Origin of the sequence: Bradyrhizobium cajani (assembly GCF_009759665.1) — a bacterium.
Classification (GTDB): Bacteria; Pseudomonadota; Alphaproteobacteria; order Rhizobiales; family Xanthobacteraceae; genus Bradyrhizobium; species Bradyrhizobium cajani.
This window is the reverse complement of the sequence record NZ_WQNE01000002.1, coordinates 162,149-171,544: the sequence shown is the minus strand read 5'-3', so window position 1 is coordinate 171,544 and position 9,396 is coordinate 162,149. Positions and strand designations below refer to the sequence as shown.

General features: G+C 64.8%; 7 protein-coding genes and 2 pseudogenes. 3 read left to right on the top strand and 6 right to left on the bottom strand.

The window, feature by feature from the left end:
• Position 1: 1 nt before the first annotated feature.
• A pseudogene (locus GPL20_RS03475) lies at positions 2-1,214 on the bottom strand (ABC transporter substrate-binding protein).
• A 349-nt stretch (positions 1,215-1,563) separates the two neighbouring features.
• Here GPL20_RS03475 and GPL20_RS03465 point away from each other — a divergent pair.
• On the top strand, positions 1,564-2,865 hold the full coding sequence (locus tag GPL20_RS03465) for an MFS transporter (protein ID WP_157327746.1): 1,302 nt from the start codon (positions 1,564-1,566) through the stop codon (positions 2,863-2,865).
• Here the strand turns inward: GPL20_RS03465 and GPL20_RS03460 are convergent.
• Positions 2,854-4,350, bottom strand: coding sequence for a glycosyl hydrolase family 79 N-terminal domain-containing protein (locus GPL20_RS03460; RefSeq protein WP_167532872.1), 1,497 nt, complete (start codon positions 4,348-4,350; stop codon positions 2,854-2,856). The two genes, GPL20_RS03465 and GPL20_RS03460, sit on opposite strands and share 12 nt — an antisense overlap.
• 274 nt (positions 4,351-4,624) lie before the next feature.
• On the opposite strand from GPL20_RS03460, the gene GPL20_RS03455 reads away from it, so the two are divergent.
• Both GPL20_RS03455 and GPL20_RS03450 read left to right on the top strand, forming a co-directional pair.
• Positions 4,625-5,422, top strand: a complete 798-nt coding sequence (locus GPL20_RS03455; protein ID WP_157327742.1) for a fumarylacetoacetate hydrolase family protein — start codon at positions 4,625-4,627, stop codon at positions 5,420-5,422.
• 150 nt (positions 5,423-5,572) lie between these two features.
• On the top strand, positions 5,573-5,989 hold the full coding sequence (locus tag GPL20_RS03450) for a hypothetical protein (protein ID WP_157327740.1): 417 nt from the start codon (positions 5,573-5,575) through the stop codon (positions 5,987-5,989).
• Between the two features lie 10 nt (positions 5,990-5,999).
• On the opposite strand, the gene GPL20_RS03445 is transcribed toward GPL20_RS03450, so the two are convergent.
• The 4 genes and pseudogenes from GPL20_RS03445 to GPL20_RS03430 form a co-directional block, all read right to left on the bottom strand.
• Positions 6,000-6,743: an IclR family transcriptional regulator gene (locus tag GPL20_RS03445; RefSeq protein WP_157327738.1), complete on the bottom strand. Its 744-nt coding sequence runs from the start codon at positions 6,741-6,743 to the stop codon at positions 6,000-6,002.
• Between the two features lie 21 nt (positions 6,744-6,764).
• On the bottom strand, positions 6,765-7,616 hold the full coding sequence (locus tag GPL20_RS03440) for an HpcH/HpaI aldolase/citrate lyase family protein (RefSeq protein ID WP_167532871.1): 852 nt from the start codon (positions 7,614-7,616) through the stop codon (positions 6,765-6,767).
• A pseudogene (locus tag GPL20_RS03435) lies at positions 7,616-8,083 on the bottom strand (MaoC family dehydratase); the annotation flags it as partial. The gene GPL20_RS03440 and the pseudogene GPL20_RS03435, both read right to left, overlap by 1 nt.
• 27 nt (positions 8,084-8,110) lie before the next feature.
• Complete coding sequence (locus GPL20_RS03430) at positions 8,111-9,313, bottom strand: CaiB/BaiF CoA transferase family protein (protein ID WP_167532870.1); 1,203 nt, start codon at positions 9,311-9,313, stop codon at positions 8,111-8,113.
• Positions 9,314-9,396: the final 83 nt, after the last annotated feature.

Here is a 9,396-nt window from a genome sequence, read left to right as displayed (position 1 = left end):
CTCACTTCTTCAAGAGCGGACATTTGGACTCCGAGACCGGACGGAAGGCGTCCTCGCCCTTCACGGTCTTGACGATGTCGAGATAGTCCCAGGGCTCCTTGGACTGCTCGGGTGTTTTCACCTTGGCAAGATACATCGCGGACGACGCGCCCGTCCTCGCGCAACTTGCCGCCGTGAACGAATGTATCCTCGATCGGCAGCTCGCGCATCTTGGCCATGACCTTGGCGGGATCGTCGGTGCCGGCGGCCTTGATGGCCTTGAGATAATGCAGCACCGAACCGTAGACGCCGGTCTGGATCATGGTCGGCATCACCTTGGTGCGCTCGTAGAACTTCTTCGACCAGGCGCGGGTCGCCTCGTCCATGGCCCAGTATGATGCCGTGGTCATATAGGTGCCCTGCGCGGCCTTGAGGCCGATCGCGTGCACGTCGGTGTCGAACATCAGGAGGCCGACCAGCTTCTGGCCGCCCTGGACGAGGCCGAATTCGCCCGACTGCTTGATGGCGTTGTCGGTGTCCTGGCCGGCATTGGCGAAGGCGACCACATCGGATTTCGAGCTTTGCGCCTGGAGGGCGAAGGAGGAGAAGTCGGCGGTGTTGGTCGGGTGCTTGACGCCGCCGAGCACCTTGCCGCCCATCTCGTTGATGAAGCGGGTTGCATCCTTCTCGAGTTGCTGGCCGAAGGCGTAATCCGCGGTGATGAAGTACCAGGACTTTCCACCCTCCTTGATCACGGCGGAGGCCGTGACCTTCGACAGCGCGTAGGTGTCGTAGGTGAAATGCACGGTGTTCGGGCTGCACAGCTCGTCGGTGAGCGAGCTAGCGCCGGGGCCGGAGAGCAGGGCGATCTTGCCCCGTTCGCGCACCATGTTGTGCACGGCGATCGCGATGCCGGAATTGGGGATATCGACGACGGCATCGACCTTGCCGTTGTCGAACCAGCCGCGCACGATCTGCACGCCGACATCGGTCTTCATCTGATGGTCGGCGCTGATGATCTCGATCGGCTTGCCGAGCACGGTCGGGCCGAATTCCTCCACCGCCATCTTCGCCGCCTCGACCGAACCCGGCCCGCTGTTGTCGCGGCCCCAGCTCGACAGATCCGTCAGCACGCCGATCCGCACCGCATCGTCGGAGATTTGCGCGGTGGCGGCTGAAGTCATGGCTGCCGAAGTCATGGCCGCGAGCATGGCGCAGGCCAGAAGCCCTCTCATCGTTGTTCCCTCTCTTATTGGCCGCTTGGCGCGGCGGGTTATTCTGGCGGTAAATTAGATATTGATGAATGAGTTTGTCAATGGCGAATTCGAAACAGAGGCAGGTTCCTCCGGGGCGGGAGGGCACGTCTGTTTCGGCATCGTCATTGCGAGCGCAGCGAAGCAATCCAGTGTCTTTCCGTGGCCACAGTCTGGATTGCTTCGTCGCAAGGGCTCCTCGCAATGACGGGCGTTGAGGGAGTCGTGCGGAATAATCTCGCGACGTGATCTGTGTGAGTTTCAACACCCCCGCAAGTTGCAACCGCGATCGCGATTGGCCATGATGCTCACCGAATCTTTGGGGCAGGGCATGACGGCAGCAACGGGGGTCTCCGCGGCGGCGGAGAGATCGACGACGGCGCATGTGGTGTGGGCGAGTGCGCTCGGCACCGCGATCGAGTGGTATGACTTCCTGATCTACGGCACCGCCGCAGCTCTCGTGCTCAACAAGCTGTTCTTCCCGAGCTTCGATCCCTTCGTCGGCACGCTGGCGGCGTTCTCGACCTATGCGGTCGGCTTCGTCGCGCGCCCGATCGGCGGCGCGATCATCGGGCATTATGGCGACCGGCTCGGGCGCAAGACCATGCTGGTCGCGACCATGATCGCGATGGGGCTCGGCACCTTCCTGATCGGCTGCCTGCCGACCTACAGCCAGATCGGCGTCTGGGCGCCGATCCTGCTCGTGTGCCTCCGCTTCGTCCAGGGCATCGGCCTCGGCGGCGAGTGGAGCGGCGCGGTGGTGATGGTGATCGAGCATGCCGGCAACCGCCGCGGCTTTTACGGCAGCCTGGTGCAGGTGGGCTTCCCCGTCGGCGTCGCCGCCTCGACCGGCATCTTCGGTCTCATGACGAAACTGCCCGAAGCGGACTTCCTGAGCTGGGGCTGGCGCGTGCCGTTCCTGATCAGCATTCTGCTGGTCGGCGTCGGCTTCATCGTCCGGCTCAAGCTCGCGGAGACGCCGCACTTCAAGGAGGTGGTCGAGCGGAAAGAGGTGCTGGCACAGCCGGTATGGGAAGTGCTGCGCCGCGACTGGCGCAGCTTCCTGCTTGCGATCGGCATCACGGTCTCGGAGGTCGGGCTCGCTTATCTCCTCACCGTCTTCACCGTGGTCTACGCCACGACCAAGCTCGGCCTGCCCCGCCAGGTGATCCTCGATGCTGTGGTCTATGCCGCGATCGTCGAGTTCGCGACGCTGCCGCTCGCCGGCTGGCTCTCGGACATCTTCGGTCGCAAGGCGCTGTATCTGGCCGGCGGCGTGTTCTCGGTGGCGCTGGCGTTTCCGCTGTTCTGGTTCCTCGACACCAGGGAGCCGGCGCTGATCACGCTCGCGCTCGTCGTCACGATGACGCTGACCCATGCGCTGCTGTTCGGACCGAAGGCCGCGTTCATGCCGGAATTGTTCCGCACCCAGGTGCGCTACAGCGGTGCTTCGCTCGGCGCCAACGTCGCGGCGGCGCTGAGCGGCGGCTTCTCGCCGCTGATTGCGGCCGCGCTGCTCGCATGGGCCGGCTCGTACTGGGCAGTGTCGGTCTACATCATCGCGCTGTCTATCGTCACGATCATCGCAACGCTGATGGCGCCGGAGACGGCGCGGGACTCGCTAAAGTCCTGAGCGTCGTGCCAAGCAGGCGGGATTTGCGGCGTTCGGAAACACCAGGAAGGTGATCGTCGCTGGCGCGAGCCGGATCGCGCCCGCCGGCGTTGCGCGTGCCCCGAGCCGGGGCAGCCTGCCATCGGCGGTGAGCGCGAGCGTCTTGCCGTTCAGCTGCACGGTCGGGCCCTGGAGCCGCGCCGCGTGCAGTGTGTACCGGTCGGCGGAATCCGATAGCGTCAGCGCGTGCGATGCGCGGCGCGACGTGTTGATCGCGAGCAGCGATACCGCACCTCCCATGGCCCGATGGCAATGTGCATAGAGATGGAGATCGTGCGGAGCAGCCCTGCCTGCATCGAGCACGATCGTTCCCATCAGCCGGCGCCAGAGCAGCGCGGCCCAATAGCTCGGCCGCGGCCGGAACGTTGCCTCGTCGAGCAGACCGTAGTCGCTGGCGGCGAGCGTGTTGTGCATCACCACCTGGACGCCGGCCCTCGCCAGGCGTCCGAGCTGGTCGAGATAGCGGAACGTGTCGAGAAAGGTCCGGTCCCATCGGCCGCCGCCGCAGGCGGCATCAGCCGTCTCGGTCAGCCAGATCGGCTTGCCCGGTTCGAATGTGTCGCGCAGAGCCTGGTAGATCCTGAGTGTCGCATCAGTGCGCGCCAGCCATTCCTCCGAGAGCGCCTGTGCCGGATCATCGCGCCCGCCGCAGCGCGGCGAGATCGTGTTGTAGTGGTGATAGGAGAAGCGATCGACGCCGGAGCCGGAGGCAGCAAGCAGGTCGCGCGTGGTGATGCCCGGGCCGGATGGCGATGGCGCATCGCCGACCGAGCCTGGCCCGAGGATCAGCGTCTCCGGCGCGGTGCGCCGCATCCATTCGTGGAAGATCCTGAAGTCGCGGCCATAGGCGGTCGCGTCGTATCCCGCCGGTGCACCGCCGATCGCTGCGAGCGTCGGCTCGTTCATGAATTCGGCGGCCGCGATGCGGCCGCCCAGCGCGCGTGTGGCGTCGACCAGGTGCTGCGCCTGATCCGGTTGCCACCTGCCATCCGCATCGCGGCTGCCGGGACTGATCGCAAAGGAGGTGACGATCTCCGCGTCAGTCGCACGCGCGAAATCGACCACGCCGCGCCACTGCTCGTGGCTGAGCACGGCGTTGAAGCCCGGCGGCGGCCTTCCCGGCGCGTCGGCGAAGAACGTCGCATTCGCCCAGGTGCCGCTCACGCGCAGATAGGCCGGTGACAGGGAGGCGGCGAGCAGACGCAGGCGTGCATTGGTCAGATCGATCGGCGGTCTCGCGCTGTAACGATCCCGCTGGTCGAAGGCACCTGCCGTCCGCGGATAGGGCTTCCAGAACCGTCCGCCCGTCACCTCCACCATCTCGATGTTGTAGGATTGAAAGCGCGCCTCGATCGCTCCGATCGCCTTCAATTCCGCCGCCGCGATGGTCCCGTCGCCGGCGTGCGCCGCGCATGAGGTCGCCGCCGTGAGCAGCGCAATCGTCATCGCGCCCGCTGCTGCGCGACCGGTCCGGCACGTTCGGGATCCCTGGCCATCATGCGCGGTGCGATGTTTCTTCATGCGCGCTAAGGTCCAAATGCATAAGGGACAACCCTCGCCTTTGCCCCTATCGATAATTCTATCTCCATTTCATCTCGCCGTCGCCGCAGGCCGATGTGGCTGGCCGCGTCCACCAGTGTTGCTGGCACACCAAATATCGACTATCAGCCGGATCGGCGCGCATGACGCTGCCCAAGGAAAGGCAAAGGGAGCACCCGTGATGAAAAGGACCTCACCCACGCGACGTGATCTGCTCGCAACCGCTGCAGCGGCCACCGCCGTTTCGATGGCCGAGGTCGCACCGGCCGCCGCACAGGCCGGGCCGAAGCCGATGTTCGCGGTGCCGATGGTGACGATCCCGATCGTCGGCGAGAACCAGGTGTTCCAGGTGCGCCGCATCTACTGCATCGGGCGCAACTATGCCGCACATGCGATCGAGCGCGGCTCGGACCCGAACCGCGAGCCGCCGTTCTTCTTCCAGAAGCCGACCGACGCGATCCAGAACGTCGCGATCGGCGAGATCGCCGATCACCCCTATCCGTCGCTGACCAAGAACTATCATCACGAGGTCGAATTGGTCGCCGCGCTGAAATCCGGCGGCACCAACATCCCGGCCGACAAGGCGCTCGACCATGTCTATGGCTATGCGCTCGGCCTCGACATGACCCGGCGCGATCTCCAGAACGGCATGGCCGCGGAGAAGAAGCCCTGGGAGATCGGCAAGAGTTTTGATCACGCTGCCGTGCTCGGTCCAATTCATCCGGCCAGCAAGACCGGCCATTTCGAGAAGGGCGCGATCTCGCTGGCGATCAACGGAACGGTCAAGCAGAACTCCGATCTCAGCAAAATGATCTGGAGCGTCGCCGAGCAGATCGCAAAGCTGTCGGAAGCGTTCGAGCTCAAGGCCGGCGATATCATCTATTCCGGTACGCCGGAGAATGTCGGCCCGGTGGTGAAGGGCGACGTGCTCTTGTGCAAGCTCGAAGGCCTCCCGGACATGTCGATCAAGATCGTTTAGCAGTTGCGCTGAGTGGCCAGCGTGCAACCTCGGTTGCGGCGGAAGCGCTGTGACCCTGGTTCCATTGGCCATTGCCCTTTGTTGGCCGGCAAGCGAACCTCGTGTGGCCATATTTGAGCAGGAGTGATTTCCCGTGAGGGAGGCACTCCGATGAACAAAGCTCTGATCACCGCCGTCGTGATATTGGTTAGCGTGCCTGCAAGCGCCATCGCGCAGGAGCGCGCCGGTGCTGCGGCGCTGGGAGCGGTGTCAGGCGCGGTCGTGCTGGGTCCGATCGGTGCCGTCGCGGGCGCGGTGGTCGGTTACACCGCCGGACCTGCCATCGCCCGGTCCTGGGGCGCGCGAGATTCGCGCTCGGCGAGACACCGGCAGCCGCCGCGCCGCGAGGCGTATCGCGCAGCCGCGACAGGCGCTCCGTCGCGCACACGCGACGCGATGGCCGCCAACGGCCAGATGAGAGCTGCCAGCAATCCGCCGGTGCAAGCTGCGCCCGCGGTGCAGCCTGTCCAGGCTGCTCCTGCGGCGCCGGCGCAGACTTCGACGCCGCCCATTCAGGGATTCGAATGAGGCTCTAGCTTTAGGCTGCGGTGGTCTTCGGCCGCAGCCGATCGACCGTCCGCGCAATCAGCGCGGCCACCTCGCTGACCTTCGGGCCGATGCGGAATTCCGGGCCGGCAACGACGACGGAGAGGCGGCGATCGCCGATCGGCAAGGGAATCGCAGCCCCCGCGAGATCGCGGCTGTAGTCGCCAAAACTCTGGCAATAGCCGCGTTGAATCGAGTTGCGCAGCTCCGCTTCCACCGCCTCGATGCTGATCGGCGTCGACGGGCCGTATTGCTTGAACTCGATCTTGCGATAGACGGAGTCGCGCTCCTCCTGCGAATATTGCAGCAGCAGCGCGCGGCCGCTGGCAGTGGCGTGGATCGGGACGCGATGGCCGATGGTCGCGAAATAGCGGATCGCGGCGCTGGACTCGACGACGTCGATGAACACGGCCATCACGCCAGCCGGGGCGACGATCGAGGCGGTCTCGCCGGTCTCGGCGGAGAGATCGGAGATCAGCGTGTGCGTCCAGCCCGGCAGCGGCTCGACCTCGGAGATCATCCGGGCCATCGCCAGCCACCGCGGCGTCGGATAGAAGCCGGCGCGCGGTCGCGGCTCATAGAGGTAGCCTTTCTCAGACAGCGTTGCGAGCAGGTTGAAGGTCGACGAGCGCGGCCAGCCGAAATGATCCGCGATCTCGGCAAGCGTCGCCGGCTTCCTCGTCTGTGCGAAGAATTCCATGATCTCCAGGACGTTTGCGGCTTGGCGAACGATCATGGCGGTTCTTTGCGTCCTGCTCTAGGGCTGGCCGAGGATCTTCTTCGCGGCGCGAAGATGCGGCTTGTCGATCATCATGCCGTCGAGCCGCAGCGTGCCGGAATTGGGATTGCTCGCGAACGCCGCGATCACCTTTTCCGCCCAGCTGCGCTCTGCTTCCGTCGGCGCGAGGGCCGCGTTGACGATGTCGACATGTTTCGGATGGATCAGCGCCTTCGCCGAAAAACCGTCGCGCCGCGCCGCGCGCGTTTCCTGCTCGAGGCCCGCCAGGTTGTCGATGTCGGTATAGACCGTGTCGATCGGCGCGACCTCGGCCGCGGCCGCTGCCATCAGGCAGAGATCGCGTGCGAGGCGATAGGGGCTGTGGAACGCGCCGCCTGATGCCTTTTCGGTGGCGCCGAGCGAAGCCGAGAGATCTTCCGCGCCCCACATCAGGCCGGCGAGGCGAGGGGAGCAGCCCTTGTAGCTGCCGAGCCCGAAGATCGAGCTTGCGGTCTCCGTCGCGACGCAGACGATCCGGGTCGTGCCGACCGTGATACCGGCTGCCGCCTCGAGCGCTTCGAGCCAGGTGGCGACCTGGCGCACATCGTCGCCGCCTTGGGATTTCGGCAGCACGATGCCGTCGGGCTTGCCCGGCATCACCGCGGCGAGATCGGCGAGCGTCATGCAGGTGTCCAGCGCGTTGACGCGGACATAGAGCTGGTGCGGGCCGGGACGGCTCTTCAGCATCTGAAGCGTCAGACCGCGCGCCTCCGTTTTCTTCTCGGTAACGACCGAATCCTCGAGATCGACGATCAGCGCGTCGGCCTTGCCTTCGCTCGCCTTCTCGAACTTGCGCGGGGAATCGCCCGGCACGAACAGCATGGAACGCATCAGACCGGCCTCTTGTGCATCAACGCCATGCGGCGGCATTTGCCGACGATCTCGTCGTTCTGGTTCAAGGCGTGGTGCTCGAACTCGACGATGCCCGCCTTGGGACGCGATTTGGATTCCCTCACCGAAAGCACCTTCGTCGTCGCCCGCAACGTGTCGCCATGGAAGACCGGCTTCGGAAAAGTCACGTCGGTCATGCCGAGATTGGCAACCGTTGTCCCCAGGGTCGTATCATAGACCGTCATGCCGATCATGATGCCCAGGGTGTAAAGGCTGTTGAAAATGCGCTGGCCGAACTCGGTCTTTTCGGAGAAATGCGCGTCGATATGCAGCGGCTGCGGATTGAGCGTCAGCAGGCTGAACATGGTGTTGTCCATTTCCGTGACGGTCCGGGTCAGCGGATGCCTGAACTCCTGGCCCACGGAAAAGTCCTCGAAATAAAGTCCGGCCATCGCGGTTCCCTCCCTGTCGTTACGATTCCGGCCGGCGCTCGCCTAAGGCGGCGCCGCCAGGTGAACTGCTTTTTGTTCTGCGAGCTGCTCGATCTCCTCAGTCGAGAAACCGGCCTCGCGCAAAATGTCGCGGCCGTGCTGGCCCAGCGTCGGTGCGGGACCGGCCGGCTCCGGCTGCGTCACGCTCCAGGTCGAAGGCACCCGCATCTGGCGGATGCGGCCTTCCACGGGATGATCCATCGTCCTGAAGAAGTCGACCGCATTGAGATGCGGGTCGTTCATGATTGTCTCCAGCGTATGCATTGGCATCACCGGAATATCCACGCGTTCCAGCAGCTCACGCCATTCGGCGGAGGTGCGCGTTGCGAAGATGTGGCCGATCTCCTCGTAGATCTCGTCGATGTTCCTGGTGCGCGCGGCGTGATTGGCAAAGCGCGGCTGATCGAGGAAATGCGGTTGCCCGATCGCCTCGAAGAAGCTGCGCCAGTGCTTGTCGTTATAGATGAGGACGCAGAGGTAGCCGTCACTGGTCTTGTAGGGTTTTCGATAGCGCGAGAGCAGGCGGGCGTAGCCGCCATGGTCGAGCGGCGGATCGTAGGTGAGACCGCCGAGATGATCGACCAGCACGAACTCCGTCATGGATTCGAACATCGGCACGTCGATGCGCTGGCCGATACCCGTGCGTTGTTGGTGCATCAGCCCGCCTAGAAGCGCATTGACCATCATCAGGCCGACGATGCGGTCGGCGATGGTGACGGGAACGTAGCGCGGCGTGCCATCGCCGGCCGCCGCCAGCAGTGTCGGAATCGTCGCGGCACCCTGGATCAGATCGTCGTATGCGGGCTTTGCGGCATAGGGGCCGGACTGGCCGTAGCCGAAGGCGCCGACATAGACGAGGGCGGGATTGATCGCGGCAAGCGTCTCGTAATCGAGCCCGAGCCGGGCCATCGCCTGCGGGCGCACATTGTAGACCAGCGCATTGGCGTGTTTGGCCAGCCGCAGCAGCGTTTCGCGACCTTCCGCCTTCTTGAGGTCGAGGGCGATGCTGCGCTTGCCGCGGTTGGCATTGAGGAACATGCCGCCCATTCCGGGCGTCCGGCCGGGACCGATCTGGCGAACGATGTCGCCCTCTGGGCTCTCGACCTTGATGACGTCGGCGCCCATGTCCGCCAGCACCTGCGTGCCGTAGGGGCCCATCAGCACAGAGGTCAGGTCGAGAATGGTGAAGCCGGCAAGCGGTCCCATAGGGCCTCGCGTGTTCATATACGTGGAGTTAGGATTTAGGAATTCGGCCTGTCAATTCGCCAAGTAACCCAGAAGGCGCATAG